Annotated in this window: 30 protein-coding genes; 10 read left to right on the top strand and 20 right to left on the bottom strand. The window is 69.9% G+C overall.

Going from position 1 to position 25,041, the window contains the following annotated elements:
* Positions 1-12 precede the first annotated feature (12 nt).
* Entirely contained in the window at positions 13-366 is a 354-nt protein-coding gene (locus tag EAO78_RS12415) for a type II toxin-antitoxin system PemK/MazF family toxin (protein WP_122106155.1), read from the bottom strand.
* The gene (locus EAO78_RS12410; RefSeq protein WP_122106154.1) at positions 363-713 is read right to left on the bottom strand and encodes a TrmB family transcriptional regulator; all 351 of its coding nucleotides are present in this window, start codon (positions 711-713) and stop codon (positions 363-365) included. The genes EAO78_RS12415 and EAO78_RS12410 overlap by 4 nt, the downstream gene beginning before the upstream one ends.
* 114 nt (positions 714-827) lie before the next feature.
* On the opposite strand from EAO78_RS12410, the gene EAO78_RS12405 reads away from it, so the two are divergent.
* The 3 genes from EAO78_RS12405 (at position 828) to EAO78_RS12400 (ending at position 1,907) form a co-directional block, all read left to right on the top strand.
* Positions 828-1,211: a hypothetical protein gene (locus EAO78_RS12405; RefSeq protein WP_122106249.1), complete on the top strand. Its 384-nt coding sequence runs from the start codon at positions 828-830 to the stop codon at positions 1,209-1,211.
* Between the two features lie 83 nt (positions 1,212-1,294).
* Complete coding sequence (locus tag EAO78_RS18195; RefSeq protein WP_203227878.1) at positions 1,295-1,450, top strand: DUF7559 family protein; 156 nt, start codon at positions 1,295-1,297, stop codon at positions 1,448-1,450.
* Positions 1,451-1,454: 4 nt separating this feature from the next.
* Positions 1,455-1,907, top strand: a complete 453-nt coding sequence (locus EAO78_RS12400) for an Hsp20/alpha crystallin family protein (RefSeq protein ID WP_122106153.1) — start codon at positions 1,455-1,457, stop codon at positions 1,905-1,907.
* 30 nt (positions 1,908-1,937) lie between these two features.
* Here EAO78_RS12400 and EAO78_RS12395 read toward each other — a convergent pair whose 3' ends face one another.
* Together EAO78_RS12395 and EAO78_RS12390 are read right to left on the bottom strand one after the other, a co-directional pair.
* Positions 1,938-3,122 (bottom strand): NAD(P)/FAD-dependent oxidoreductase, encoded by a 1,185-nt coding sequence (locus EAO78_RS12395; RefSeq protein ID WP_122106152.1) that lies wholly within the window; start codon positions 3,120-3,122, stop codon positions 1,938-1,940.
* A gap of 58 nt (positions 3,123-3,180) precedes the next feature.
* The gene (locus EAO78_RS12390; RefSeq protein WP_122106248.1) at positions 3,181-3,963 is read right to left on the bottom strand and encodes a DUF7388 family protein; all 783 of its coding nucleotides are present in this window, start codon (positions 3,961-3,963) and stop codon (positions 3,181-3,183) included.
* Between the two features lie 331 nt (positions 3,964-4,294).
* Here EAO78_RS12390 and EAO78_RS12385 point away from each other — a divergent pair, with 331 nt between their 5' ends.
* Entirely contained in the window at positions 4,295-5,326 is a 1,032-nt protein-coding gene (locus EAO78_RS12385) for a glutathione S-transferase family protein (RefSeq protein WP_122106151.1), read from the top strand.
* Between the two features lie 14 nt (positions 5,327-5,340).
* Here EAO78_RS12385 and EAO78_RS12380 read toward each other — a convergent pair whose 3' ends face one another.
* Both EAO78_RS12380 and EAO78_RS12375 read right to left on the bottom strand, forming a co-directional pair.
* Positions 5,341-7,836 carry an efflux RND transporter permease subunit gene (locus EAO78_RS12380; RefSeq protein ID WP_122106150.1) on the bottom strand — a complete coding sequence of 832 codons (2,496 nt, stop codon included), beginning with the start codon at positions 7,834-7,836 and terminating at the stop codon, positions 5,341-5,343.
* Positions 7,837-7,968: 132 nt separating this feature from the next.
* On the bottom strand, positions 7,969-10,020 hold the full coding sequence (locus EAO78_RS12375; RefSeq protein WP_122106149.1) for a COG1361 S-layer family protein: 2,052 nt from the start codon (positions 10,018-10,020) through the stop codon (positions 7,969-7,971).
* Positions 10,021-10,276: 256 nt separating this feature from the next.
* On the opposite strand from EAO78_RS12375, the gene EAO78_RS12370 reads away from it, so the two are divergent.
* Complete coding sequence (locus EAO78_RS12370) at positions 10,277-10,930, top strand: TetR/AcrR family transcriptional regulator (protein WP_122106148.1); 654 nt, start codon at positions 10,277-10,279, stop codon at positions 10,928-10,930.
* 39 nt (positions 10,931-10,969) lie between these two features.
* Here EAO78_RS12370 and EAO78_RS12365 read toward each other — a convergent pair whose 3' ends face one another.
* On the bottom strand, positions 10,970-11,671 hold the full coding sequence (locus EAO78_RS12365) for an HD domain-containing protein (RefSeq protein WP_122106147.1): 702 nt from the start codon (positions 11,669-11,671) through the stop codon (positions 10,970-10,972).
* A gap of 684 nt (positions 11,672-12,355) precedes the next feature.
* On the opposite strand from EAO78_RS12365, the gene EAO78_RS12360 reads away from it, so the two are divergent.
* The 3 genes from EAO78_RS12360 (at position 12,356) to EAO78_RS12350 (ending at position 14,193) form a co-directional block, all read left to right on the top strand.
* Entirely contained in the window at positions 12,356-13,219 is an 864-nt protein-coding gene (locus EAO78_RS12360) for an alanyl-tRNA editing protein (protein WP_122106146.1), read from the top strand.
* A gap of 85 nt (positions 13,220-13,304) precedes the next feature.
* Positions 13,305-13,628, top strand: coding sequence for a transcription factor S (locus EAO78_RS12355; protein ID WP_122106145.1), 324 nt, complete (start codon positions 13,305-13,307; stop codon positions 13,626-13,628).
* 52 nt (positions 13,629-13,680) lie between these two features.
* Positions 13,681-14,193 carry a hypothetical protein gene (locus EAO78_RS12350; protein ID WP_122106144.1) on the top strand — a complete coding sequence of 171 codons (513 nt, stop codon included), beginning with the start codon at positions 13,681-13,683 and terminating at the stop codon, positions 14,191-14,193.
* A 54-nt stretch (positions 14,194-14,247) separates the two neighbouring features.
* On the opposite strand, the gene EAO78_RS12345 is transcribed toward EAO78_RS12350, so the two are convergent.
* The 4 genes from EAO78_RS12345 to EAO78_RS12330 all read right to left on the bottom strand — a co-directional run bounded on the left by EAO78_RS12345 (position 14,248) and on the right by EAO78_RS12330 (position 17,666).
* Complete coding sequence (locus EAO78_RS12345) at positions 14,248-14,547, bottom strand: DUF4242 domain-containing protein (RefSeq protein ID WP_122106143.1); 300 nt, start codon at positions 14,545-14,547, stop codon at positions 14,248-14,250.
* Positions 14,548-14,616: 69 nt separating this feature from the next.
* On the bottom strand, positions 14,617-15,156 hold the full coding sequence (locus EAO78_RS12340; protein WP_238987686.1) for a DUF7332 family protein: 540 nt from the start codon (positions 15,154-15,156) through the stop codon (positions 14,617-14,619).
* Between the two features lie 59 nt (positions 15,157-15,215).
* Complete coding sequence (locus tag EAO78_RS12335) at positions 15,216-15,641, bottom strand: methylglyoxal synthase (RefSeq protein ID WP_122106142.1); 426 nt, start codon at positions 15,639-15,641, stop codon at positions 15,216-15,218.
* Between the two features lie 99 nt (positions 15,642-15,740).
* The gene (locus EAO78_RS12330) at positions 15,741-17,666 is read right to left on the bottom strand and encodes a beta-CASP ribonuclease aCPSF1 (protein ID WP_122106141.1); all 1,926 of its coding nucleotides are present in this window, start codon (positions 17,664-17,666) and stop codon (positions 15,741-15,743) included.
* Between the two features lie 222 nt (positions 17,667-17,888).
* On the opposite strand from EAO78_RS12330, the gene EAO78_RS12325 reads away from it, so the two are divergent.
* Positions 17,889-18,404: a hypothetical protein gene (locus EAO78_RS12325; protein ID WP_122106140.1), complete on the top strand. Its 516-nt coding sequence runs from the start codon at positions 17,889-17,891 to the stop codon at positions 18,402-18,404.
* Positions 18,405-18,461: 57 nt separating this feature from the next.
* Here EAO78_RS12325 and EAO78_RS12320 read toward each other — a convergent pair whose 3' ends face one another.
* From EAO78_RS12320 to EAO78_RS12285, 8 genes are all read right to left on the bottom strand, one after another.
* On the bottom strand, positions 18,462-19,328 hold the full coding sequence (locus EAO78_RS12320) for an SDR family oxidoreductase (RefSeq protein ID WP_122106139.1): 867 nt from the start codon (positions 19,326-19,328) through the stop codon (positions 18,462-18,464).
* 80 nt (positions 19,329-19,408) lie between these two features.
* Positions 19,409-19,870 (bottom strand): GNAT family N-acetyltransferase, encoded by a 462-nt coding sequence (locus tag EAO78_RS12315; RefSeq protein WP_122106138.1) that lies wholly within the window; start codon positions 19,868-19,870, stop codon positions 19,409-19,411.
* A gap of 80 nt (positions 19,871-19,950) precedes the next feature.
* The gene (gene psmA, locus EAO78_RS12310; RefSeq protein WP_122106137.1) at positions 19,951-20,724 is read right to left on the bottom strand and encodes an archaeal proteasome endopeptidase complex subunit alpha; all 774 of its coding nucleotides are present in this window, start codon (positions 20,722-20,724) and stop codon (positions 19,951-19,953) included.
* A gap of 4 nt (positions 20,725-20,728) precedes the next feature.
* Positions 20,729-21,208 (bottom strand): Rpp14/Pop5 family protein, encoded by a 480-nt coding sequence (locus EAO78_RS12305; protein ID WP_122106136.1) that lies wholly within the window; start codon positions 21,206-21,208, stop codon positions 20,729-20,731.
* A 12-nt stretch (positions 21,209-21,220) separates the two neighbouring features.
* Positions 21,221-21,865, bottom strand: a complete 645-nt coding sequence (locus EAO78_RS12300) for a class I SAM-dependent methyltransferase (protein WP_122106135.1) — start codon at positions 21,863-21,865, stop codon at positions 21,221-21,223.
* A complete protein-coding gene (locus tag EAO78_RS12295; RefSeq protein ID WP_122106134.1) occupies positions 21,849-22,589 on the bottom strand; it encodes an RNase P subunit p30 family protein in 741 nt (246 codons plus the stop codon). Before EAO78_RS12295 ends, EAO78_RS12300 begins: the two co-directional genes overlap by 17 nt.
* Positions 22,590-22,636: 47 nt before the next feature.
* Positions 22,637-22,834, bottom strand: a complete 198-nt coding sequence (locus EAO78_RS12290; RefSeq protein WP_122106133.1) for a DUF5800 family protein — start codon at positions 22,832-22,834, stop codon at positions 22,637-22,639.
* A 97-nt stretch (positions 22,835-22,931) separates the two neighbouring features.
* On the bottom strand, positions 22,932-23,108 hold the full coding sequence (locus tag EAO78_RS12285; RefSeq protein ID WP_122106132.1) for a DUF5786 family protein: 177 nt from the start codon (positions 23,106-23,108) through the stop codon (positions 22,932-22,934).
* A gap of 176 nt (positions 23,109-23,284) precedes the next feature.
* Between EAO78_RS12285 and EAO78_RS12280 the strand changes: the two genes are divergently transcribed.
* Complete coding sequence (locus tag EAO78_RS12280; protein WP_122106131.1) at positions 23,285-24,514, top strand: polymer-forming cytoskeletal protein; 1,230 nt, start codon at positions 23,285-23,287, stop codon at positions 24,512-24,514.
* 3 nt (positions 24,515-24,517) lie between these two features.
* On the opposite strand, the gene EAO78_RS12275 is transcribed toward EAO78_RS12280, so the two are convergent.
* On the bottom strand, positions 24,518-25,015 hold the full coding sequence (locus EAO78_RS12275; RefSeq protein ID WP_122106130.1) for a universal stress protein: 498 nt from the start codon (positions 25,013-25,015) through the stop codon (positions 24,518-24,520).
* Between the last annotated feature and the right edge of the window lie 26 nt (positions 25,016-25,041).

The following is a 25,041-nucleotide window of genomic DNA, read 5'->3' as shown; positions in this document are numbered from 1 at the left end:
AAACGGACGACATCATAGATATTTCGAGAGCGTTTCGACCGCTCGATCGAGCGGATCGTCGCGGACACGACAGACGTACGCCGTCATCAGTCCCGGGCCGAGCGACGCCACCGCGTGTGGCACGATCGAACTGTCCCGTGGCGCTCGTCGATGTCGGTAATCGTCCGTTTCGAGCGGGATGCGCTCGTCGTACCACGTCCTCGTCGTCAATCCCATGACGACGTACTGTCGCTTGTCGAAGGGATGTCGCTCTGTGTTGACGACGACCCACGGACGGGTCGTGTCGTCTCCCTCCTTGAACGGATCCGGGGCAAGAACGACGTGGCCTCGCTCGAGGTCGTCGAAGCTGGGTTTCGGGGCGCTCACTCGTCGCGCCCCGTCTCATTCCGTGCTGCGGCCAACCACTCCTCACGACTCTCGGGACCGAGTTCCTCGTCGAGAAACCCCGCGGTCGAGGCGAACGTCATCGCGTTCCGAACCGCGTCGAGGTCGCCGATGGCCCAGTAGGGCTCCCGGTGTCGAACTAGATCGCGGTCCGCGAGCCGTTTCAACACCGGGTGGATCGAGTTCTCGTTGATCCCGGTCGCCTCGGCGATCTCGACCGCCTTGTACGCCTTGTCACGATTGTGGATCAGGAATCCGATCACCCGTTCCGCGTTCGTCTCCCGCTCGTCCGGATCGTGTGAGTCGAACTCGTCGATACCGATGGGCATGCTTCGAGGATCGTCGGTTCGATATATAAATGTATGTCTGTATTCTTGTACTAGTATATCTATTTCGTCGGATCCCTCCGACCGTTTATGACCGATCGGGGCGAACGATCGCGTATGTCCCCCCGTCGTGCAACCCTCCTCCTGTACGTCTCGCTCGGACTGTTCGCCGCGCTCGCACTCGCCCGGGTCATCGAGTCCGGCTCGGTCCCGTGGCTCCTCGTCGCCGCCTCCGCGCTCGCCGTCGCCGTGCTCGCGGGCCCGGTCGCCTGGCTCGCCCGTGATCGACTCCCGGCGGCGCGACGCGCGGTCCTCTTCCGGATCGCGTTCCTCGGTGGGGCGACCCTCTTCACGCTGTATCTCGGCGTCTCGCTGGCGTTCGGCGTCCCCTTCCTGTTCGTGTCGGACGGCGTCCTCCTCGGCGTGATCTGTGGAACCGCCGTCGTCCTCCTCGCGGAGCGGACCGTCGTTCCGGAGCGGCTCCGAGGGTCCGGAATCTGAGGGGGACTCGGGTTCGAAGGAGACCGGCGTCCGGATCGCCGGCCCCACGTCGTTTAAGCCCTCGCCGACACAAGGGACCGGTAATGCCATCCACGATGGAGGTCAAATGCGAGAGCGACGACTGCGAACTCGACATGTTCGAGAACCACTACACCTACGACCTTCCCGACGACCACGCCGTCACGGACCTGACGTGTCCGTACTGCGGCGGGACCGACCTGTCCGAGATCGAGGTGTAGCCTTGTGACGCGCATCGTCGACACCGGGCGCTCGGTCCTCCGCGGGGCGCTCGAGCGTGTGGGACGCGGCTGGAGCCGGATGCAGGAGCGCCGCCCGCTCTCCTCGGACCTCCTCGAGAGCGACGACGCCTACCTCGTCGTCTTCGACGCGGCCGGCGTCCACGGCGAGGACGTGGACGTGACGTTCCTCGACCACACCGTCGAGGTCCGACTCGACCGCTTCCGCGACTTCTACGACGGCTTCGACGTGGTGTTCCCCGGCCGCGGGCTCACCCTCTCGGGCAGCGCCGAGCTTCCCGCCGACGCCGACGTGACTCCCCACGGCGCGAACGCGACGCTCACCCGGAACGGCACGCTCCAGGTCGAGATCCCGAAGGACGGCGCGGCCGAGACGGTCGACGTCGTCGAGGAGGGCGAAGGGTCCGCCGCCGGGGACGCCGAGTCCGACGACGCATAGTTCGGCCGGACTGCGGCCCCCCTCTCGATATCAGCGGTTCCGTACCGACATCCCTTCCTCGATCTCGAACGTCTCGTCGCCCTCGAACCGGTCCGGATCGAAGGCCTCGACCCACGGCGAGCCGTCGTCGCCGACCGCCGCGCCCGACAGCGAGGCGAGGACGCCCTCGGCGAGGACCTCCCCGGTCGCCGGCGCGCGCATGAACCCGTGCCCCTGCCAGCCGGCGGCGACGAAGACGCCGTCGGCGACGGGGCCGAGAAGCGGGTCGCCGTCGGGCGTCGCCGTACAGAGGCCGGCCCACGCGCGCTCCACCTCGGGGTCGTAGGCGGCGCGCTCGCGGAGCGCCGCCGAGACGTTCTCGACGAACCAGTCGTCGCCCTCGCGGTCGTACGCGTCGGGGTCGGCCTCGAACGGCTCGGTGCCGTCGCCCGCCAACAGTCCGGTCGGGTGCGGACGGAAGTAGACGCCGGCGGTCGCGTCGTACGTCATCGGCCCGTCGTATGCGACGCGGCTCGTCAGCGCCTGGACGCGGTACGGCTTCACCGGCACCGCGATCCCGGCGGCTCCGAGGAAGCGCTCGGTGTGTGCGCCGACCGCGACGACGACCGCGTCGTACGCGCGCTCCGCGCCGTCGACGCGGAGCGTCGCGCCCGCGTCAGCGACGGGTTCCACCTCGCTTTCGGTCTCGATCGTCACCCCCTCGCGGGCCGCGCGCTCGCCGAGCGCGACGACGTAGCTTCCCGGGTCGGCCCACCCCGCCCCCTCGCCGACCGCGGCGACCGCGAGGTCGTCCGTCGAGAGCGGGAACCGCTCGCCGAGCGCGTCGGGCTCGACGACCGAGACGTCCCGGCCGTGCTCGCGCATTCGGTCGACCATCTCCGGCACCGCCCCGGCGTCCTCGTCGCCCTCGCGAACCGCGATGACGTACGGACACGGGGTGAACTCGAAGCCGGGCAGCGTCCGATCGAACCCGCGGAACCGCTCCATCGCGCGCGCGCCGATCGCCGCGTCGACGTCCTCGGCGTAGGCGTCGTAGAGGACGCCTGCCGCCCGTCCGGACGCGCCGCTCGCGAGATCGTTACGTTCGAAGAGCGTCACCGTCGCGCCGCGCGCGGCGAGGTCGTGAGCGGCGGTGACGCCGACCGCACCGCCGCCGACGACCGCCACCGCGGGATCCGAGGGCTCCGCGCCGTCCGAAGGGTTCGAGTCCGTCATCGACGACCCTTCTCGAAGCGTCGATAAAAACGGTCCGGCGGCTGCGGGAACGAGGTTCCTACGACAGGAACTCGTCGATCCCGCGGGCGGGGTAGCCGACGACGCGGTCGACGCCCGCCTCCCGGAGCTCCGCGACGCGCTCGCGGACGGTCTCCGGCGACCCGACGAGCGCGAAGTCGCGTGCGGCAGCCGAGAGGACCTCGCGGGTCCGTCCCGTGGCTGTCGCGTCCGTCGGGGGTGTCCCGCCGTTCGCGTCGCCCCCGTCGGGGAGCGCGCGGGCGACCGGTCGCCGCCGGGAGACGTACGCGCCGACGCCGTCGAGGACCGCGTCCTCGTCGTCGGTCAGCACGGTCGGCGCGTAGACGGCTATCTCGCCGTCGAACCCGGCGGCACGGAGCGCGCGAGCGTCCCGGTCGGTCGACCGCGAGAGCAGTTCGTACTGCGTCCCGCCGGCCGCGAGCGCGAGCCGTTCGACGCCCTCGGTCCCGACCCAGGCGTCCGGGGCGGCCTCCCGGGCGGCCCCGAACCGCGGGGCGATCGCGCGGGACGCCTCCGACTCGTCGAGGTACGCGCCGTGACCGGCGACGAGCAGCCGTCGGGCTCGGTCCGGGATGCGGTCGAGCAGCGAGTCGTCGCCGAGCGGGTCGAAGCCGTCGGCGCGGACCGGCGTGGTGACGTACAGCGACTTCGCGTCGGCGATCGCCTCGAGCGTCGCGGCGTCCGGGAAGTGCTCTCGACCCTCGTAGTCGATCGCCACGCGGTCGACCGGGAGGTCGACCGCCCGGGAGACGTCGCACTCGGCCGGCTTCAACGCGGCCGCGTCGATCCCGGCGCGAACCATCGGGCCCGCGTCCTCCGGGACCTCCCGGTCGGACGTCCCGTGGTCCTCCCCGGTGGCCTCGCTCTCGCTACCGGTCAACATCCCGTTACACCCCACGTCGATCGGCGAGCGACCGTCGCCCGCGCTGTCCTGTCCGTGCTCACGTAGAACTCCTCGTTACGATCGCGGAACGCGATCCATCGCCTGTGCGGCCATGACGGAGACACGTACCGCGTCGGCCGAGTTAAAGCCGTCGGCATGCGGCAACGATCGCACTCGAGGATCGGAGGGCTCGACCCGGTGACGCCCGTGTCCCCGGCCCGGTTATCCGTCTCGAGACCGTTGTACGCCCATGAACCAACTCGTCGACGGCGAGTGGCGGACCGGCGCGTACGAATCGACCGACGAGGAGGGTGCGTTCCAGCGCGGGGAGACCACCTTCCGGAACTGGATCGCCGGCAGCGACGTGCCCGACCACGTCGACGCCGAGCCCGACGAGCGGTTCCAGCCGGAGGCGGGCCGGTACCACCTCTACGTCTCGTACGCCTGCCCGTGGGCCCATCGTACGTTGCTGGCGCGGTCGCTGCTCGGCTTGGAGGACGCCATCGGCGTCAGCGTCGTCGACCCGTGGCGCGGCGAGGACGGGTGGCAGTTCTCCCCGGAGAAGGAGGGGTGTACCCCCGACCGGATCCACGGGAGCGACTACCTCCGCGAGCTGTACGTCGCGGCCGACCCCGACGCGACCTGCCGGGTGACCGTCCCCGTCCTCTGGGACACGGAGGAGGACACGATCGTCAACAACGAGTCCCGGGAGGTCCTGCGGACGTTGACCACCGCCTTCGACGACCTCGGCAACGACGTCTCGCTGTTGCCCGGCCCCGACGACGACGCGACCGTCGCGGACGTCGACGAGACGGTCACCGAGATCTACGAGCCGGTCAACAACGGCGTCTACCGCGCCGGCTTCGCGACCTCGCAGGCGGCCTACGACGACGCCGTCGACGACCTGTTCGGCGCACTCGACCGGTGGGACGAGCACCTCGCTGAGAACCGGTATCTCGTCGGCGACTCCCTGACGGAGGCAGACCTCTGTCTGTTCACCACCCTGATCCGCTTCGACCAGGTGTATCACACGCACTTCATGTGTAATCGGCAGTACGTCCACCAGTACGACCACCTCTGGCCGTACCTGCGCGACCTGTACACCACCCCGGGCGTCGCCGACACGGTGAACATGGCCCACATCAAGGAGCACTACTACACGACCCATCCGGACGTCACTCCGAGCGGGATCATCGCTCGCGGCCCCGACCTCGACTGGGAGGCCCCGCACGATCGTGACCGGCTCGCCGGATCGCCGCCGACGCCCCGCGCCGACGACTGAGCGGAGACCGGGTCCTACCTCCCGTCGCCTTCCTCCTCCCCGAGCGTCGCCTCCAGCCCGAGCCCGACGCGGGATCCGTAGCGGTCCCAGACGACCACCAGCGACGGCACCAACACGATGGAACAGAGGTACGCGTAGAACACGCCGAGCGCGAGGAGCGCCCCGAACTCCTGGATCAGCGGGATCACGGCGAGCCAGAGGACGCCGAGGCCGGTGACGGTGGTGAGCATGCTCCCGGTGAGCGCGCCGCCGGTCCCGCCGATGGTGACGTCGAGCGCCTCCTGGAGCGGCATTCCGGCCTTGTACTCGTCGACGAAGCGGTGGACGAAGTGGACGGTGTAGTCGACCCCGAGCCCGATGGAGACGGAGAGGATCGGCGCGTTGATCGGCGTCAGCGGGATGTCGAGGACGTACATCGACCCGGCCAACAGCCCGACGGTCGCCAGCACGGGGACCAGGTTGAGCGCGCCGTACACCGCCTTCCCCTCCAGATACCGGTACGAGAGCATCAGGAACGCCGCGGTGAGGACGAACGCGGCGATCAGGCTCCGAACCGCCGAGTCGAGGAGCAGGTCGATCACGGCCTCGTTGACGACGAGCTGCCCCGTCGCGACCGCCGTGAGCGGGGTACGCTCGGCGAGCTCGCGGACGTCAGCGACCGCCTCCGCGTCGTCAACCCCCGGCCGGATCGTGTAGTCGATCCGGGCGCTGCCGCGGTCGGCGGCGATGTACCCGCGCGCCTGCCCCTCCGCCGAGGAGTCGAGCAGCGCGTCGTACACCTCGTCGACGTTGCGGTCCGGGACGCCCGTGCCGAGCCGGTCGTTGCGCTCGACCAGCCGGCGGAACTCGGGGTCGCTCTCGGCGCGATCCTCGATCACGGTGACGATGCTCGTACTTCGGGCCCGCCGCTCGTCGGTCGTCTCGAAGGTGTCGGGCGGGTTCCGCGTGGTCCGATCGATGAGTTCGAGCGAGTCGTCGTCACGGACCGACTGGTCGACGTACAGCGTCACCGACCCCACGAAGCTCTGGTCGAACTCCTCCTCGAAGAGGGTGAGCACGTCGAGGAACGTGTAGTCGGTCGGCGCGAGCGGCTCGGGGAGCTGGCTGTACGTCTCCAGGCGCCCTTCGTCCGGGAAGAACGCCTCCTCGGAGAACTCGGTGTCGACGCCCGTCCCGTACGCGCCGCCGAGTGCCCCGCCGAGGAGCACGACGACCACAACGAGGACCGGCGCGATCCGGGAGAGGTCGACGCCGACGTGGAGGACGGCCCCGAGCCGCGATCCGCCTGTCCCGAGCGGCGTGGACCCGAACTCGGGGATCGGGAGCCGGTCGCGCGCCCGGTCGACGAGCACCTTCGCTGCGGGGAGGTAGACGCCGAAGACCAGGAGGGTGAAGACCATCCCTACGGCGGCGACGATCCCGAAGTCACGGTTCGGATCGAACGGGCTCACGACGTTGGCGATCAGGCTCACGACGGTCGTGATCGTCACGAGCAGGAACGCGATGAACAGCTGGTCGGTCGTCGTCCGCATCGCGTCGCCGATGCCTCCGCCGTCGAGCCGCTCCTCGCGGTACCGGTTGATGATGTGTATCCCGAAGTCGATCCCGACCGCGACGAGAAGCGGGAAGACGGTGATGAGCGAGTCGGAGAAGGGGATCCCGGCGTATCCCATGAACCCGAACGTCCAGAGGACGGATATCCCGAGCGCGGAGAGCCCGAGCGTCATGTCGATCGGGTCGCGGTAGGCGAAGAGCAGGAACAGCAGGATCAACACGAGCGCCGCGGGGAAGACGATGATCGCGGTGTCGGTCAACAGCGCGTTGATCTCGCTCTGGAGGATCCCGTCGCCGAACAGGATCGCGTTCTCGCCGGCCTCCATGCCGGGAACGGAGTCGACGACCTCGACGCTTCGGACCTGGAGGGTCTCGACCCGGGCGGTCGTCGCCGCGTCGGGCACGTCGTAGGTGACGCCGACGATCGCGGCCCCCGCCCGCTGTGCGGTCGGGTTGTAGTCCGTCGACACCTGCGCGGCCACCGCGCCGGACTCGTCCGCGGCCTCGATCGCCGCCGCCAGCTCCCCCGGCGTCGCCTCCGCGACCGCGTCGCGCTGTTCGCCGGGCGTCTCGGCCGACGGGTCGAGCCGTCTCGCGATCGCGTTCGCGTGGCTCGTCGTCGACGCGATCCGTAACGTCGAGCGCGACTCCAGCCTGTCCTGCGTCTCGAGGATCCGCACGAGCGCGTCCCGCGAGAGGACGTCGTCCCCGGTGACGATCACCTGCGCCGAGGTGGCCGAGCCGCCGATCGAGGACTCGAACTCCTCGTCGATCTCGTCGAGCGCCTGCTGGGCCGGGATGTCCTGGGTGAACTGGTCGGCCCCCGCGGACGTCGAGATCGCCGTGACGCCGCCGAGCGCGACGACGCTCACGAGCAGGAACGCGGCGATGACGGCCACCGGGCGGTTCGTCGCGAGTTCGTCGACGCGCTCGACGACCCGATCGGCGGCGGTCACGGTCGCCCCCGCGGTCGTCGCGGTCGTGGTCGTCGCTGTCGCCGCCTCCGCGGAGCCCGATGCGGGTCGAGTCCGGTCGTCGGATGCGAGTCGGGCCCGGTCATCGAGTGCAGGTCGAGTCCGGCCATCGCGTCACTGTCGCCCGCGATACCAGACCGCCCCCCCGACGAGCACGACGAGGACCAGGACCCCGAGAACGATCGTGGCGATCGAGGGGCCCCCGCCGTCGTCGACGGGTTCGGACACGTCGACCGGGTACTGCGTCACGTCGGAGATCCGGTCGTTCCCGCGCTCGTCGTCGTACCGGAAGTCCAACTCGACCGGATACGTCCGGGCGCCCGCGCTTCCGGCGGCCGACACCTCGAACCATATCTCGGTCGAGTCGCCGGGCTCGAGCTCGTCGACGAACGCCTCGTCCTCGACGGTCGAGATCGGATCGTCGGCGTACAACCCGGCGTTGATCGACGAGAGCGTCTCGGGACGCTGGTTGGTGATCTCGAAGGTGATCCGTCGCGTCTCGCCGGCGGGGATCGTCGGGTCGTCCGCCTCGATGGCGAACTCCGGTCGACGCGGAGCCACCTCGATCCGTGCGGTCGACTCGTCGGTCAGCGTCGCGTCGTCGCCCGCGTACTCCACGGTGAACCGGACCTGTCGGGGGCCGGGGTCGGCCTGCCCGCTCACGTCGGCGTCGAACGAGAAGTCCGTGGACTCCCCGGGTGCGAGTTCCGGGAGCGCGTATCGGTTCTCGCCGAGCGTCACCCGGGTGCTCTGCGGTTCGGCCACGATCACCGCCTCGTCAACGGTCCGCGGACCGTCGTTGGTGAGCGTCCCGTCTATCGATCCGGCGTATCCAACCTCGAGGGTCGAGTCGACGCCGTCGACCGCGAACGACTGTCCGGGACCCACCTCGATCCGGGCGGTCGACTCGTCGGTCGCCGTGCGGTCCCCGCTCCCGTGTTCGACGGTGAACCGGACCTGTCGCGGGCCGGAGTCGGCCTCGGGGGTCACGTCGGCGTCGAAGGCGAAGTCCGTCGACTCGCCGGGTTCGAGGTCCGGGAGCGCGTACCGGCTCTCGGGGAACGTCACGCCGGGGCTCGTCGACTCGGCGACGAGGACGGCGTCGTCGACCGAAAGCGGCCCGTCGTTGGCCACCGTTCCGGTGACGTTCCCCGAGTGACCCACCTCCAGGCTGCCGGCGACGCCGTCGACCGCGAACCGCTGTTCGGGGGTCGGCGTGACGCCGACCCGCGAGGACGGGGAAGTGACCTCCGCCCCGTCGCCGTCGCGGTACTCGACGTTCGAGCGGAGGACGTAGGTCCCGCCGACGAAGTCGGACGCGACCGACGAGTCGAACGCCACGGTCCGGTTCTCGCCGGGTTCCCAGTCGCCGACGAACACGTCCGGCGGGCCGTTCGCGCCCAGCGCGACGCCGCTTCCGGAGGCGCTCCCGGTGACGACCGCGTCACGGGCGGTCTCGTCGCCGACGTTCCGCAGCGTCGCGTTCACCGTACCGGTCCCCCCGACCTGCGCGTCGGTGTCGGCGTCGACGATCGCGAACCGTGCCCCGTCGTCGACCACGACGGTGACGTCGAACTCCTCGGTCCGGGAGGAGTCGTAGTGGTTGCTCCCGTTGGGAACGATCGTCCGGGTGTACCGGTAGCGGACCGTCACGTCGAGTTCGTACTCGCCGTCCGCCGCGTCGTCGGGCACGGCGACGTCGATCGGGACCGAGGTGGGCGTCCCGGTCGGCACGTCGCCGACGGCGACCTCGCCGGTCGTCACCTCGATCGGGTCGTCCTCGTCCTCGGCTTCCGCCTCGAGCCGGAGGCTCCGCGCGGTCGTCACGCGCGGGTCGAGGTCGCTGCCGATGTCCATCTCGCCGGTGTTGAGGAGGTCGACGGTGATCGTCGACTCGCCGCCGGTCGGAACCGTCGGCTGTGAGAGGTACGTCTCGAGGTCGGGTTCGCCGCGGACCTGACCGCCCGCCTGTCGGATCGCGTCGCCGCCGCCCGCGTCGCCGCCGGAGGCCTCGACCGAGAGCGCGCTCGGCGCGTCCGGACGATCGACGGAGGCCGTGTCCGTGGTCGCCGTCTCCGCGGCGACGCCGGCGAAGCTCCCGGCGGCGACGAGGAGTGCGACGGAAACGACGACGGCGACGGCCGTTCGCCCGCTCGGCGGCGTCACCGCTCACCTCCGACGTCGGAATATCGATGAGAAGAGCTCCGGAGAACGAAGTCCCGAAACGTGAGAGTCGTACGCGGCCGGAGTGGGAGAGCGGGGCCGGAAGCGGGAACCGCCAGCGTGACGTCGCGACTCCGGAGGGGCGACCCTCCGAGCGCCGGTGGTCGAGTCATGGATTCGTCTCTCCCCCCCGCGGCATAAGCGTGTTGAATGAACGTTCAATCAGGATCGATATATACCCCTGTCGGGTACACACCGTATGGACGACCCGTTCACGGAGCCGGCGGACACCCGCGAGGCCATCCTCGGCGCGGCGTTCCGTGCCCTCTGTGAACACGGGTACGCGGACCTCACGATAAAGCGGATCGGCGAGGCGTTCGAGAAGAGCCCCTCGCTCGTGTACCACCACTACGACGGAAAGGACGGGTTGTTGGTCGATCTCCTCGAGTACCTGCTCGAGCGCTTCGAGACGGCCGTCTCGGAGGACGCCTTCGACCTCCCGCCGCGGGCACGGCTCGACGCCTACGTGGCCGCGATGACCGATCCGGGCGGCGTCGACGACGAGTACGCACCGGACGGTCGGTTCCTCGTCGCGATGGTCGAGCTCCGCGCACAGGCGGCGACCGACGAGGCGTACCGCGAGCACTTCGACCGGAGCGACCGGGTGTTCCGGCGGTTTCTGGAGCGATCGGTCCGGGAGGCGGCCGCCGAGCCGGTCGCGAACGCGGAGACCTCGCCGGAGCGGAACGACGACGTCGACCCGGCGGCGGTCGCGGCGACGCTCCAGACGCTCGCGACCGGCGCGATGTTGCGCTGGGCGACGACGACCGACCGCGAGTGGACCGTGGCGGTCCGCGAGGAGGCGAGCCGATACCTCTCGCGGACCCTTCCCGCGGTGGATCCGGACGCGTAGCTGGACGCCGCGGAGGCGTAGCTGGACGCGACCGACGCGCTACCGTTCGACGACGCCGCCGGCGTCCATTCGGCTGACCTCCTCCTCGAGCCACTCGCGGATCCACTGGACCCGTTTGATCCGTTGGTGGGCGATGCTCTCCGCGGTGTCGGAGACGACGCGGTCGGTGTGGTCGCGGCCGCGGTCGAGGACCCGGTCGACCATCTTCGCGGCGTCCATGTGGGTGCGGGACTCGTATCCCATCCGCAACAGCATCAACACCGCGCCGTTCGCGCCGACCTTGTCGAGCACGTCGGCCTCGATCAGACACCGGCTCTCGAGGGGAACGTCCGCGAGATCGCCGGTGTAGGAGTGGTCGACGACCGCCCCGCACACCTCCTCGATGAACGACTCGGGGTAGTTGCCGCGGCTCCGGAGGTACTCGCGGGCGACGCGTGCGCCGGCCTCGGCGTGGACGTCCTGGTCGACCTCGAGTTTGGCCACGTCGTGGAAGACCGCCGCCACGCGGACCACGTCGACGTCCGCACCCTCCGCCTCGGCGATCTCCTCGGCGAGGTCGACCACGTTGAGGATGTGGTTGAAGCGGTACTCCGCCGAATGCCAGGGGTACCACCGCATCCGGCCGCCGTCCTCCTCGCTCTCGACGCTGGCCGCGAGGTAGTCCCGCACGAACCGCTTCATCTCCTCGAAGTCCGCCTCGTCCACCTCCGTCTCCTTAATCTCGACGCCCACGGGGACCACCTCGGGCGAAAAACTCGTGATTCATTGGCGTAACCGAGGGGCGTTCCGTTCTTAGTCGTTACGACGAGGGGCGCAGAACGGGTCCTGCCCCGCCACGCGACGCGTACGACGCCCACGACGGGGACGGAACGACCGACCCGCCGTCCGTGGTCAGCGGCAACGCCGCGCACGGCCGACGGCCGACGGCCGCCGGAGGCGCGCGGTGCCTCGGCTCGCGGTGCCCCGGCGCGCCTCCGAGCGCCCGGTCGGGCGCGAGGAGCTCGCGAGGGAGGTGGCGGGCCGGCGCGAGCGTGGTGCGGTCCCGCGCCGGCCCGCCGCCGAGGCTGGGGAGGCGTGAGGTGCGGTACCGTGCGGTGTGGGGGTGGTACCGTGCGGGGCGGGACTCAAAGGGGCAGCCGGGAGGCGGGCGTAGGCGACGCAAGGACCACGAGGAGCGAGCAACGCGAGCGACTGAGGACCACAGCGAGCGTACGCGCCTCCCGGCTGGGGCTTTGGACCCGTGGTCTACGACCGTGCTCCCCGCTTCGCGGGATCGAGCGACTGGATCTTTAGCGACCTCCTCGACGGCTATCCCCTCGACGGCTACCGAGTCCGATCCGATGGTTTCCGTCATCGTACGCGTCGTCGTCCCGGCGTCCGTCGCGCTCGCGGGACTTTATGTAGCGCCGACCGCTCTCGGATCACGTGACCGAGCAACGCTACCTCGCCGACGACACGGTCCGACGGTTCGAGGCGACCGTCGAGCGAACCCTCGATGACCGTGTCGTCCTCGACGGCACGCACTTCTATCCGACCGGCGGCGGCCAGCCACACGACACCGGCGTCCTCCGCGTCGCCGACGATCCCGACCGCTGCTGGCGCGTCGTCGACGTCGAGAAGACGGACACGGTCTACCACACGCTCGCGCCCGCCGTCGGGGACGACGACGGGAACGGTCCCGCCACTCCCGACGCGGACCGTCCCCTCACCCCACTTCCCGAACCCGGAACCGCCGTGGTCGGCGAGGTCGACTGGGACCGACGCCGGGCACACGCGCGGTACCACACCGCACAGCACCTGCTGTCGGCGCTGCTCCTCGAGGAGTTCGACGCCCGCACGACGGGCAACCAGCTGTACGCCGACCACGCCCACCTCGACGCGGCCTACGACCGGTTCGATGCCGACGACCTTGCGCGGATCGAGACGCGGCTCAACGAGCTCGTCGCGGACGACCGCCCGGTCACGAGTTACATGATGGACCGCGCGGACGCGGAGGCGACCCTCGACACCGATCGGACCCGGATCGACCTCCTTCCCGACTCGATCACCGAGTTGCGGATCGTCGAGGTCGGCGGGCTCGACCGCGACGGCGATCGGTCCGAATCCGACCCCAAACCCGGCTCCGAATCCGACCCCAAACCCGGCTCCGAACCCTACGACCGCACGGCCTGTGCGGGGACCCATGTCGGATCCACGGGTGAAATCGGCGAGGTCGTCGTCACCGGCCGCGAGACGAAGGGGAGCGAGGAGGAGCGGATCCGGTTCGTCCTCGCCGACCACGTCGCGTGAGATCCGACGGCCGCCGTCCCGTCAGATCGAGCGGTCTCCGGCGCGGGATCCCGCCGCTTATGTGTGACCCCTCGTTGGTTCGTGCATGAAGTTCTGCGACGAGTGCGGCTCGATGATGAAGTCGGGCGAGGGAGAGGACCACTGGGTCTGTGACGCCTGCGGCTACGAGGTCGGCCGTGACGAGGACGAGGAGGACGCCTGGACGACCCAGTCCCAGGTGGAGTCGGAGATCGTCGACGTCAGCGACGCCGAGGACAAGGGGCTCCCGGAGACGAACGCCCACTGTCCGGAGTGTGGAAACGGCCGCGCGTACTGGTACATGCAACAGATCCGCTCCGCGGACGAGTCCGAGACGCGCTTCTTCGTCTGTACCGAGTGTGAACACAAGTGGCGCGAGGACGACCACTGACCGGCCCGAGCCACCCCCGTCGTTTACTTGCGTTCCGGTCGAAGGGACCGGCATGGATCCCCCGGTCGTCCCCGCCGAGCGTCTCGACGGCTGGCGGCACGTCGACGACACGGTCGACCGCCCGTTCGCCGCCGGCCCCGTCTCGGTGACCGCGAGCACGGCCCGATACGAGCGGGCCGACCGCCCGGATCCTCGCCCCTTCTTCTTCGCGAGCCGGCTCCGGATACGGCCCGAAACGCCGCCGAACGCGGCGCTCGCCCGCCTCGTCGAGAATCGGGCGCGTTCGGGGTTTCGCGACCGGCTCGCGGAGCGCGACATCGGCGGGATCGAGCCCCGCGGCGAGCGGACGATCGCGGTCGACGACCCCGACGCCACCGAGGCGACGCTCGCCACCTTTCGTGGTCGGTGTACGCTCGACGGCGAGGAGGTCCCGGTCGAGGCGATGCTCGCGGTGTGGGAGGCCGATCAGTACCTGCTCGCGGGCGGCGCGTACCGGCTCGACGGCGGGGCGAACGACGCGCGACGGGAGCTGCTCTCGCTCGTTCGCGCGGTACGTCCCGAGTGACGGCCGAGCGGAACCGCCGGTCGCGGTCGGGAGGCCGAGGCGACCGTCGGGTCCTCACTCGCCCTCGAGCGGGTCCCCGCGTCGGTCGATACGCGTCGCCGGGAGTCCGGCCCGTTCGGCGTGTTCACGGATCGCCTCCTCGTCCTCGGCGCGATAGTGACAGAACGTTCCGGTCACGTCGCCGTCCTCGTCGGTCATGACCTCGGAGTCGACCCACTCGATGCCGACGCCCTCCTCGCGGAGCCGTTCGAGGACCTCCCCCGACTGCTCGCCCGCGGCGTCCAGTTCGTCCTCGGAGATCGGTTCGTCCAACTCGCGCAGGATCGTGAAGTCCTCCAGCTCTCCATCGGACATGCTTCGTCCGCACGTTCCCGGAGCCACGGGGATAAGGTCACCGACGGCTCGGGGTCGAGCCGCCAGTCGTCAGCAGGGAACCGCACCGGCGGCCGACCCGACCGGCGGCCGGTCCTCCTCGTAGGTCGTCTCGCCGATCGTGCCGTCGAACATCGGGAGCCGGAGCTCGTAGGCGTACAACAGGTCGAACGCCGCGAAAGGGTCGATCCCGGTGGCGACGAGCCCGGGCGCGTCCAACCGGACGCCCGCCGCGAGCGTGACGATCGCCTCGCCGTCGAGCGTCCCCGCGAGTTCGACGCCGAACTCGTCGCCGGCGGCGGGATCGGTGAGCACCGAGACGTGGACCAGCGCGTCGATCGTCGCCGGCGGGTCGCCGATCGCCAGCGGGTATCCCTCGCCGGCGAAACACTCGGTCAGCGGTCCGACCTCGCGGTCCGTGGCCCCCGCGCCCTCGTGCGGCTCCGCCGGGGCTCCGACCGCGACGCCGGGAACGATCGCGGCCGTGACGAGAAGACCGAGACAGAGACAGACGGATCCGAGGGATCGACCTATCGTGGTCGCACTCGTCGACCCCTCGTCCGTCCGCCTCAGTCCCGTTTCTCTCCCCATCGGGTCGGCCTACGACGACCCGGACATAAACCCCGTCGAGCCGATTATCGACGCTGAGATCAGTCGTCGTCGCGGAGCGGCGACCGCTCGTCGAGGAGTTCATCGGCGATCGGCCCCTCCGTGCCGAGCAGGCCTCGAACGAGCAGCTCCGCCGACGCGAGGTTGGTGGCCACCGGGACGTCCTTCACGTCACAGACGCGCAACAGCGCGGAGATGTCGGGCTCGTGCGGCTGTGCGGTGAGGGGGTCACGGAGGAAGACCAGTCCGTCTATCCCGCCGTTCGCGACCATCGCACCGATCTGGAGGTCGCCGCCGAGCGGCCCCGAGGCCTGTCGGTTCACCGCCAGTCCGGTCTCCTCGGAGATGCGTTTCCCCGTCGTTCCGGTCGTCACCAGCTCGCACTCGCCGAGGGCGTCCGCATGGGCCTCCGCGAACGCCACCATCTCGTCTTTCAGTTCGTCGTGAGCGATGAGCGCGATGCGCATGGATCGGCATCGCCGCGGCGGGGCTTAAAGGATCAGCCGGGGTGGGGCTCGAAACATCGGCCGCGACGGTCCGGTTCGGATCGTCGAACGTCCGGACGCCTACTTGAACCGGAACGTCTCCAGGTTCTTCGGCGCGAACGTCCGCATGTTGTAGTCGTGATACAGCGCCGACGAGAGGTCCTGGACGGAGCGTTCGTCGCCGTGGACGCAGAGCACCTTCTCGGGGCGGGGGTTCATCGTCTTCACGAAGTTCTCCAACCCCTGCCGGTCGGCGTGTCCCGAGAAGCCGTCGACGGTCTCGACGCCCATCTCGAGGGAGAGGGTGTCGCCGCGGCCGCCGTTGCCCCAGTCGGAGACGGGGATCTCGTCCCAGCCGTTCTGGATCCGACGGCCCAGCGTCCCCTGTGCCTGGTAGCCGACGAACACGAGGTTCGAGTCCGGTTCGGGGCCGATGTGACGGAGCCACGACATGATCGGTCCGCCCTCGATCATCCCCGACGTCGAGAGGATGATACACTCCTCGCCGTCGGCGACGTCCTGGCGCTCGTCCTCGCCGCCGTCGATGTGGTTGAACTCCTCGGCGAGGAACGGGTTCTCGTCCTCGTGGAAGATCCGGTTCCGGAGGTCGTCGCGGAGGTACTCGGGGTAGGTGGTGTGGATGGCGGTCGCCTCCCAGATCATCCCGTCGAGGTGGACCGGCATCGAGGGGATGTCCCCCTCGCGCATCGCCTCCTCCAGGACGAGCATGATCTCCTGGGAACGGCCGACCGCGAACGCCGGGATGACGACCTTGCCGCCCTCCTCGTACGTCTCGTTGATGACGCGTTTGAGCGCCTCCTCGGAGTCCGCCTGGTCGGTCTGGTAGTCGTTTCGGCCGCCGTAGGTCGACTCCAGCACGAGCGTCTCGACCCGGGGGAAGTCGTTGACCGCACCGTTGAACAGGCGGGTGTCCTCGTAGTGGATGTCCCCGGAGAAGGCGACGTTGTAGAGGCCGTCGCCGATGTGGAAGTGCGTCACCGCGCTGCCGAGGATGTGACCCGCGTTGTGGAAGGTGAGCTTGACGTCGGGCGCGATGTCCGTCACGTCGCCGAACTCCAGCGGGATCGTGTGCTTGATCGTCTCGCGGACCTGTGCGGACTCGTACGGCGGGGTCCGCCCCTCCTTGGCCGCCACGTCGAGGTAATCGAGCTGGAGCAGCCCCATCAGGTCCCGGGTCGGTTCGGTGGTGTACACCGGACCGTCGTAGCCGTACTTGAAGAGGAGCGGCAGGAGCGCGGAGTGGTCGAGGTGGGCGTGGGTCAACACGACCGCGTCGATCGTCGCCGCGCCCGCGCCGAGCGCCTCCGGAACCTGGAGGTAGGGGACCTCGCCTTCCGCGCCGGGTTTGTCCCCACAGTCTATCAGGATCCGGGTCTCGGGCGTCGAGAGCACGAACGCGGCGCGGCCGACCTCGCGACAGCAGCCGAGCGTCGTGATCCGGACCCACTCGTCGTCCGCCATCTCCTCGCGGTGGATCTGCCGACCGACGCGTTCGAGGATGTCTCGACGCTCCTCGCGTTCGTTCTTCAGGAAGTTCCGGACGTTCGAGACGGTCGAGGACTCGATCGGCGGCGTCCGGACGACCTCGGGGGTCCAGCCGATCTCCTGGGTGATCTCCCGGAGCGTGGAGCCCCGCCGGCCGATCACCATCCCGGGTTTCTCGGCCTCGATCATCACCTCTCCGGTGTCCTCGTGGAAGTCGAGGGACGTCACTCCCGCGTCCTCGGGAATGACGTCTCTGATCTCCCCTTCGGCCCGTTCCGGGGGGGACAACACCGACGGGTCCGGACGGACCGTGATACGCTTTCGGAGCTTCGAGGCGAGTCGCCGGATCAGGTCTCCGTCGCCCGCGAACCGCTTGGGGTCTCGGGTGTACACGACTAGCTCCGGTCCCTCGTATTTGACGTCCGTGACGCTCACGTCGTTCGGGACCTCCTGTTCTATCGTCGACTTCAGGTTCTCGAGTTGCTTATCGACTTGGCTCATAGCTCACCGCGGGCCGTAGATCGCCGCCGCCGTCGGGACGGACGGGCACCGATACGCGACGTGTCGCCGAGTGCTCGACCGTGACGGGGTAGGCATAGTGGAAGTACTGTCCGTATGTACCGTTGCGGGAACAGCCAGCGAAAACCCGCTTGTCTCGAAGTAGACCCCCTTCGTTATAAAAGACTTCGCAAAACCGATACCGTTTGCCGCCGTGGTCCGCCCATGCGCGTCACCCCCGAGACCGTCCGCGACGAGCACGCCCGCATCCGCGAACGTGCCCCCGTCGTCGTCCCGATCCTCAACGACACCCGCGACCGGCTGGGGGAGCTGTTCGGCACCGAGGTCGACGGCGTCGACGAGGGGACCTACCGACGCGAGGTCGACGCCGTCTTCGCGGACGGGGAGGTCGGCGTCAACGTGGCCGGCTACGCGGCCGTCCTTCGCGACCTCGACGTCGCCGACGACTACCCCGGCTTCGTCGTCGACGAGGTCCTCGGCCGGGAGCTCGCGGCGACGATCGCCGGCGGTCAGCCGCTCTCGCTTCTCGCCCAGGCGACGTTCCACTTCGCGGACGTCCACGTCGACCGCGACGCGACCGCCGACCCGGACGAGGCGGGTGCCGGGACCGCGGGCGCGGACGACCTCGACGCCGCACTCGCCGCGGGCTTCCAGACGCGGCTCCCCGGCTGGGAGTGGCGCGAGGGGGAGAACCGGTTCGCGGTCGATTTCGACGGATGACAGAGACGATGCCGGCTCGTTCGGACCGGAGGGGAACCGTCGGTCCCCGGTCCGCACCTACGACGTGAACTTCCGGAGCAGCTCGAACCCCTTGTCACGAAGCGCGTCGGGGAGGAAGCGGGCGAGCACGCCGACGCGCGCCGGCGTTCCGGGCTGGACCCGGGCAGGGGGTCTCGTCGCGCTCGCGGCGTCGAATATCTCCGCGGCGACGAGTTCCGGCTCGACCGCGCCCGGGCCGTCCCCGCCGACCAGCTTCGCGTCCTCGAACAGCGCGTAGAAGTCGTCGTACGCGCCCGATCGCTCGATCCCGTCGGCCTCCTCGGGGTCGGCCTCGCGCGCGACGCGGTCGGAGAAGCCCGTCCGGACCGGACCGGGCTCGACCAGGACGACGTCGACGCCGAACTCGCGGACCTCGTTGCGGAGGGCGTCGGACATCGCCTCGAGCGCGAACTTCGAGCCGGCGTAGACGCCGCCGCCGGGAAAGGACACCCGTCCCGCGACCGAGGAGACGTTGACTATCGTCCCGTCGCGCTCGCGGCGCATCGCCGGCAACACGGCCCGTGTCAGACGGTGGGGGCCGTACACGTTGACGTCGAACTGCTCGTGGACCGTGTCGGTCGTGACGTCCTCCATCGGCCCGAACTGGCCGTATCCGGCGTTGTTGACCAGGGCGTCGAGCGCGCCCTCCTCGTCGAGGATCCGGTCGACGACGCGCTCGACGTCGTCCTCGTCGGTGACGTCGAGCGTCGCCAGCTCGCAACCCGCCTCGCCGAGCGTCTCGACGTCCGCGGGGTTCCGTGCGGTGGCGTACACGGTCCACCCTTCGTCGTTGAACGCGTGTGCCGTCGCGCGACCGATGCCCGAGGAACACCCGGTGATGAGTACCGTCTTCTGCACGCGTCGTCGGTCGGCCCCCGCCGGCATAACTCTCCCGACCCGAGCGCGGACGGTCTCACGGGGTTCCGGTTCGAACCCTCGTCACCGCTCCTCGGGTCGGACGTCGGTCACAGCTCCTCGGTGCGAACCTCCATCGCCCTGGACGCGGGCGCGGTCGGCTCGAACCCCCAGCGCTCGTAGAAGCCGTCGACGTCCGCGAGGAGGTCGACGTACGTCCCGTCGGGCGCGTTCCCACGGAGCCAGGCGACGAGCGCGTCCATCATCGCCGTCCCGATCCCTCGCCCCTGATGCGGTTCCGCGACGGCCATGTCCGAGACGTGGAAGACCGAGCCGCCGTCGCCGACGATCCGTGCCATCCCGACCGCCGCTCCGCTCCCGGTCTCGACGGCGTGAACGCCGTAGGTCGTGTTCGGAAGGCCCCGCTCGATCGCCTCGCGCGAGCGATCGCTCATGTCTGCCTCCCGACGGAGCCGGAGGAAATCGTCGACCGACGGCGTCGTCTCCCGCAGTTCGTATCCGGTCGGAAGCCCCGATCCACCACGGTCTCGTTCGGCCTCGTCGTCGCTCATGCGTCCCCTTTCACACCCCGAAGAATGGTCGTTTCGGCCGGGTCCGACCCGCACCACTCGCCGTCCGCGTCGGCCCGACGTTACTCCTCGTCCGCGTCCGCCGATTCGTCGTCCTCGTCGTCGCTCGCGAGGAGGTCGCGCTCGGCGAGGGTCGCCTCGAGCTCCTCGGCGGAGACCTCGGCGTACTGCTCGTCGTCGACGGTGATCGTGGCGACGCCGACGCCCTCGGGCGTGAGCCCGTCGTCGTTGGTCCGTGCGAGGGTGTCGAGCGCGAGTCCGACCGCCTCGTCGGTGGAAATACCCTCCTCGTACTCGGCCTCGAGGTAGTCACGGAGGTCGCTCCGGTCGGATCCGATGGAGAGCGCCTGCCACTCGTAGGGCGTCCCCGAGGGGTCGGTCTCGAAGAGGCGGGGCTCGCCGTTCTCGATCCCGCCGACGATGAGCGCGACGCCGAAGGGGCGCGCGCCGCCGATCTGGGTGTACTGCTGGATGTGGTCGGTGATCGTCTTCGTCAGCGTCTCGATCCCCATCGCCTCGCCGTAGCGCAGCCGGTTTACCTGCGCCTGCCGGCGCGCGAAGTCGATGAGCTGGCGGGCGTCGGCGACGTGGCCCGCGCTGGCGACGCCGACGTGGTCGTCGGCCTTGTGGAGCTTCTCGATGCTCGCCGGCTCCATGAGCGGGGAGCGAGCGCGCTTGTCGGCCGCGAGGACGACCCCGTCCTCGGCGCGGATGCCGACGCTCGCCGTGCCGCGTTTGACCGCCTCCCGCGCGTACTCGACCTGGTAGAGTCTGCCGTCGGGGGAGAAGATGGTGATTCCTCGGTCGTACGCCTGTTGTTGGGATTGGCCCTGCATGATATCACTCGATGTCGAACGCCGCCGCGCCGACGTACCCCGACTCGGTCCGCACGTCGTACGCGTCACCGCACACGACGGCAGACCGCTCGGCGTCCCCGAACGCGACGTCTCGCTGTGTCGAACTGGCGGCCGCGCGACGCATATATCTTTCCTCACAGGCACGCACCGTCCCGGAGATCCCCCGGACGCGGATCCCGACGGGATCGCCGCCGACCTCGCTCACGCAGGCGACCGCGGCCCGCGCCTCCTCGACGTGGCCGCGACGAACCCGGACCACCGCCTCGCCCGAACCACCCGAACACGAGAAGGAGAGCAGTTTCAGACCGGCGTCGGCGCTGCCCGCGTCGCCGAGGAGGTTGCCGGCGCCGTACCAGAGCGCGCGCTGGAACGCCCGGCGACCGACCTCGGCGTCCGGCCACGTCTCGATCCCCACGGCGAGGTACCGCCATCGCGGCCGGAGGTGTTTCGGGAGGTGTTTCACGGTCCGTCCCCCTCACTCGGCACCGGACACCTCGTCGCCGGAGCCGATGCGCTCGGCGACGATCACGCCGACCTGGTCGTGGATGCGCTCGACCGCGACGACTGCAAATCCCACGGACGTGAACGCCTCGACGAGGGTGCCGACCGTCGCCGGGTCGTCGACCTCGGGGCTGTAGAACGGCTCGTCGGGGTCCGGCTCCTCGAAGAACATCACGTCGCCGAGGACGATCCGGCGCGCGCCCGTGTCGGCCATGACCCGGATCGCCTCGCGTTTCTCGTCGTCGGCGAGGTGGTGGAGCGCGAAGTTCGAGGTGACGACGTCGACCGATGGCCGGTCCGAGCCGTTCAGGTTGGGATCGCGGAACTCGCCGTAGGCGAACTCGACGTTCGTGATCCGGGCCTCCGAGGCCTTGCGACGGGCCTCCTCCATCATCCCCTCGCTGATGTCGCGGGCGAGGACGTACTTCGCGTCCGGCGCGAGCGCGAGCGCGATGGCCCCCGTCCCCGCGCCGAGGTCCGCCACCACGTCGTCGGGGCCGGGGTCGGCGTAGTCGACGACGAGGTCCGCACAGGCGTGGTACTCGTCGCTCTTCGAGTCGTCGTACTCCGCGGCCTTCTCCGAGAAGCGGGCCGCGTGATCCTCAACGCTGCGTTTCATACCGTCCACGTCGAACCCCCGGCTCTATGAAGTCCCCGGAGAGCCGCTCGCGGTTCCGCGCCGCGATCGATCCCCACGCGCGAAGTCCCTCGCGGATCCATTCGCCGTCGAACCCCGCCTCCGCGGCGACGGCGACCAACTCGCGGGGCGCGCGCAGTTCGAGGTGGGAGCTCGCGTTCGCGCTGACGACGTGTGGGGCGTCGTAGTAGGTCACGATCTCGCGGAGCTTCCGGAGGTCGGCGAGCGCCCGGACGCGGTCTCCCCCCGTCTCCCGGAGGACCGGCCCGAGGTCGAACTCGACGTGGACCTCGTTGTCGCGGGCGGCCCTCGCGAGGACGTGGTTGAACCCGCCGCCGCCGGCGTTCGGTCGCGCGAGCACGTCGACGCGCGGCTCCTCGACCGCGTACCGGTTCAGGCGATCGTCGCCCCCGACGACGCAGACGACGGCGTGGTCGGCGCGACGGTTCCCGACGGCCCCCGACGCGGCGGTCGGTCCGTCGGCGTCGATCTCGACCGCGTCGACGACGTCGACCCCGTGCTCGTCGGCGATCGCGGCGGGATCGGTCGCCGGGGCGTTTTCGCCTCCAGTTTCATCCCCACCGCCCGACTCCAGCGCGGCCCGCGTCCGGACGACGATCCCGTCGTAGCCGTATCGCGCCGCGGTCATGGCCTGTCTCGCGACGGTGGCGTCGCCGTCGGGATACGCGTGGACCGCCTCGTACATGCCCCGCGGTTCGGGGGCCCGCGGTATCGGCGTTGCGCTTTGGACGGCTACAGTACGTCGCCGATCCGGACCGGCTCGCCGTCGATGTCCGGCTCCTCGGCGACGATCTGGAGGACCTCGTGGTCGGTCACGTCGCGGTACCCCTTCCCCGTGGCCTCCTCTATCAGCGTCTTCTCGAGTTCGAACTCGGTCCCCTCGTAGACGACGTCGACGCCGTCCTCGTTGAACCTCAGCTCCGTGCTCATGGTCGGTGTAGCCCGTCGACCGATAAAAGGGGCGTGACCCGCACCGCAACGCCGCCCTCGTCACTGATCGTCCCCGTACTCCGCGTCCCCGTCCTCGTCACTCCTCGTCGTTCTTCATCGCGCCGAGCCGGTCGACCAGTTCGTCGGTGTCGGCGTCGCCCTCCACGGAGACGTCGCCGTCGTGGTCGTGCTCGTGGACGTTCACCGCCCCGTCCTCGTCCGTGTCGACGTCCTGGCTCCCCTGTTCGCTCTCGTCGTACGATCCGAATCCCATAGCGCCGGGTTCGGGGCCGGCGTTGAAAAGGTCGGTGACCGTGGGTCGCATCGGGAGCGATCCACACGCATCGGTTCGAGTTCGAGGGGCTCTCCGTCCGGGAGGGACCGATTTCCGTCCGACGAGCGTCCGACGCCCCCCTATCGTTTATGTCTCCCGGGGGACTTCCCACGGGTGTGTCACTGAGGGGGAACGGTCCGATAGACGAGCTCTCGGTTCCGTCCGGAACCACCGTCGAGGAGCACGACGTGGTGGTCGACGGCGACGTGCTCGTGGGCGGCCAGTCGACCGTCGAGTTCGGGATCCGCGGCCGCAACGTCGCGGTCGGCGAGCGCGTCGACGTCGGCGACGACATCGAGGCCGACGGCGACTGCCGGCTCGACACCTGGTGTTCCGTCGACGGCAACGTCCTCGTGGGCGAGGACGCCTACCTCGGCGAGCGCGTGACCGTCACCGGCCGGCTCATGGTCTCCGGCGACCTCGACATCGGCGACGACGTGGACATCGAGGAGGGGTTCGAGGCCAACGGCTGGATCGTCATCCGGAACCCCGTCCCCGCGCTCGTCTTCTACTTCATCGTGCTCTCACAGCTGTTCCGGGTCGGCGAGACCGACGCCGCGGACGAACTGGCCGAGGCGCTCGCGGACGGCGACGACGTACGCGACCCGCTCCTCGTCCCCCGCGGAGCCGAGGTGTCCGACGACGCTTGGCGCGTCTCCACGCCCGCCGTGGTCGGCGACGACTGCCGGCTCCACGGCAACCTGCGGGCCGAATCGATCGCGGTCGGCGAGCGCAACGAGGTGTTCGGCTCGCTTCGCGCCCGCGGGGACGTCGCGGTCGATGCCGACACGACGATCCACGGCGACGTGACTACTCGGGGCGGAACCGTTACCATCGAGGCGGGCGCGCACGTCCGCGGCGACGTCTCCGCCGGCGACCTCGTGATCCACGACGGGGCGGAGATCGACGGCTCGCTGCGCGCCCGCGGCGAGATGAAGCTGATCCAGTCCGTCCGGACCGACGACGACGGGGCGGGGGCGGAAAACGAGTCGACGGAACCCACGGACGCGGGAACGGACCGCGACGAGGAGGTCGACGGCGACGAGGAGGTCGACACGGACGGGGAGGTCGACGGCGACGAGGAGGTCGACACGGACGGGGAGGTCGACGGCGACGAGGAGGTCGACACGGACGGGGAGGAAGACGCCGACACGGACCCGGACGAGGACGCCGATAGCGACGAAGACGCAGACACGAACGAGAACGAAGACGTCGATCGCGGCTCTCACCTGACCTCGCGACCGCTCCGGGCGACGCTCGCGGAGGCTGAAGCGACCGACCGGGACGGCTCCCCCGAGACGGCCGCGTCAACCGAAACGGACGGCGAGGGGACGGATCGAGAGTGAGCGCTACTCGACCCCGTCGCGGCGGATCGTCAACACGGGGACGTCCGCCATCCGCACGACCTTCTCCGTGACGCTCCCCAGGAGGTACCGTTCGACGCCCGTGCGGCCGTGTGTCCCCATCACGATGGCGTCGACCTCGCGGTCGTCCGCGTACCGCAGGACTGCCGAGTGCGGGGTCCCGACCTCGATGGCGGTCGCCGTCTCGACGTCGCCGAGCGCCGCGGCCGCCTCCTCGACGACCGCCTCCGCCCGCTCCGTGACCGCGTCGTCGACCTCCGCCGTCCCCATTCCCTCGTAGCCGGTTTCGGCGCTCTGATCGCCCATCGCCGACGGTTCGTCGGCGAGGAACGCCCCACTCGCCCCGAGCCCGGCGTGGCGTGCGTCGATCACGTGTAACACGTGAACAGTCGCGTCGAACGCCGACGCGAGCGTTCGGACGTGCTCGGCCGCCGCTTCCGACCCGGCGCTCCCGTCCGTGGGGTACAGGATGTTCCGGTACATGGGCCCGTTCGTCGTTCCCGATGACA

The organism is Halobellus captivus (genome assembly GCF_003697845.1).
GTDB lineage: Archaea > Halobacteriota > Halobacteria > Halobacteriales > Haloferacaceae > Halorubrum > Halorubrum glutamatedens.
Note: the sequence above shows the minus strand (reverse complement) of the source record. Positions and strands in the feature narration are given on the sequence as shown.